The organism is Pseudomonas frederiksbergensis (assembly GCF_003732665.1).
Taxonomy (GTDB): Bacteria; Pseudomonadota; Gammaproteobacteria; order Pseudomonadales; family Pseudomonadaceae; genus Aquipseudomonas; species Aquipseudomonas frederiksbergensis_G.
In genome coordinates this window covers 1-1,505 of sequence record NZ_MOBP01000031.1, presented here as the reverse complement: position 1 = coordinate 1,505, position 1,505 = coordinate 1, and the positions used below count along the sequence as shown (strand labels likewise).

Below are 1,505 nucleotides of genomic sequence, written 5' to 3'. Positions count from 1 at the left end.
CCCATTAGCCGGTCTCCAGTCAAGGCTAAAAGCCAACTCTCCCTGCAGTTTTTAACTGCAGGGTTGCCTCTCTAGCAACCTGCCCGGTTGAACCCGTCGTACCCGTTTTCTCGTCAATGGCTACGACCGAGTCGTGCCTGACACCCATGTGGATCAAGCGGTAACGATGTTGCATGCACCGCCCTGGCAGTGAACTGCCCCAGAGAAACGTTGGTGCCGCCAATGTGTCCAAAACGTGTCACAGAACTGTGGCTCGTGCGCTGTGCACGTCCAGTCCCGGTGGGCTCACTTGGCAGACGACCCGGTTACAACACACTCAGGCGGTAATGGCCGGACGCCACTCAGATTCATGGTTCACGCCCAGTCCCCTTTCGGTTGCCCGACCATCACCAAACTCGCCCTTCAGGCGAAACAGCGTTTGGCATCGAAAGGCTGCTTCTCCTTCAAGATGTGGTAACTCGCCCGCGCCAGTTTGTGCGCCAGCGCTTTGGTAGCGACCACACCATTGGTCTTGGCTTTCTTCTTCTCGAAAAATCGTTTGGCCTCCTCACTGAATCGCCGTGCAAAATTGGCGGCTTCGATGAACGCCCAAATCAAGTAAGCATTGCCGTTCCTGGTGTTGCCTTCGCCCTTTTTCTTGCCGTTGGAGTAGTGCGCACTTTTTACGCATCGAGCATAGGACGCGAAATTGCCGACATCCGCAAAACGGTTGATATCGCCGGTTTCCAACATGATTACCGTCGCCAGTATTTCACCTATCCCCGGCATGGTTTTGAGCAAGGAAAACTCCGGCCGTAACTTGACCTGATGCAGCAACCGACTTTCCAGCCCCGCGATTTGGGCTTCCACTGCCTGGACCACGGCCACATTGGCCTTCATCGCCAAAGCCACGTCCGTTGGCAGGCCGAGCCTGTCAACGGAGGTGGCTGACAAGCTTTTGATTTCATTGCAGCTCAGGCTATGCCCCAACTGGCGTGCGGCGATGTTTTCGACGGCCAGGATGTGCTGGGTTCTCGTGCGCACCAATTGAATCCGTTTGCGCGCCAGGTCGCGTAACGCGCGCTCTTCAGGTGGATGAATGTAGCCAGTGGGCAAGATCCCCAGTCGCAGCAAATGCGCCAAAAACGCAGCATCATCCTTGTCATCGGAATGCTTTAAACCGTCGTAGCGCTGCATCGCGACGGGGTTGGCCAATTTCACCTCGAAGCCAGCAGCCTTGAGGCCGTCGACCAGCCAGTACCAGTTGTAGGTCGACTCGACCACCACACCCATCAGTTCGTCACGGTGCGGCTCCAGCAGCGAGAGAATGACCGGCAACTCGTTGGGACAGCGCCGGCTGACCAGGACCCGGTCCGTTTCGTCGGTAACCACCACAACACTGTTGTTCGAATGCAGGTCTATGCCACAGAATTTCATCACGGCCTCCTCAGCAAAAGTCTAAGTTCGCACCTTGAATTTTGCGCCACCTCTGTGAGGTGGGGAGGCCGGCCAGATGATTCTCAGAT

The 1,505-nt window shown here is 56.3% G+C and carries 1 protein-coding gene; it reads right to left on the bottom strand.

Features of this window, described 5'->3' with window-relative positions:
* Positions 1-402: 402 nt before the first annotated feature.
* A complete protein-coding gene (locus BK665_RS32955; RefSeq protein WP_123410633.1) occupies positions 403-1,416 on the bottom strand; it encodes an IS110 family RNA-guided transposase in 1,014 nt (337 codons plus the stop codon).
* Positions 1,417-1,505 lie beyond the last annotated feature (89 nt).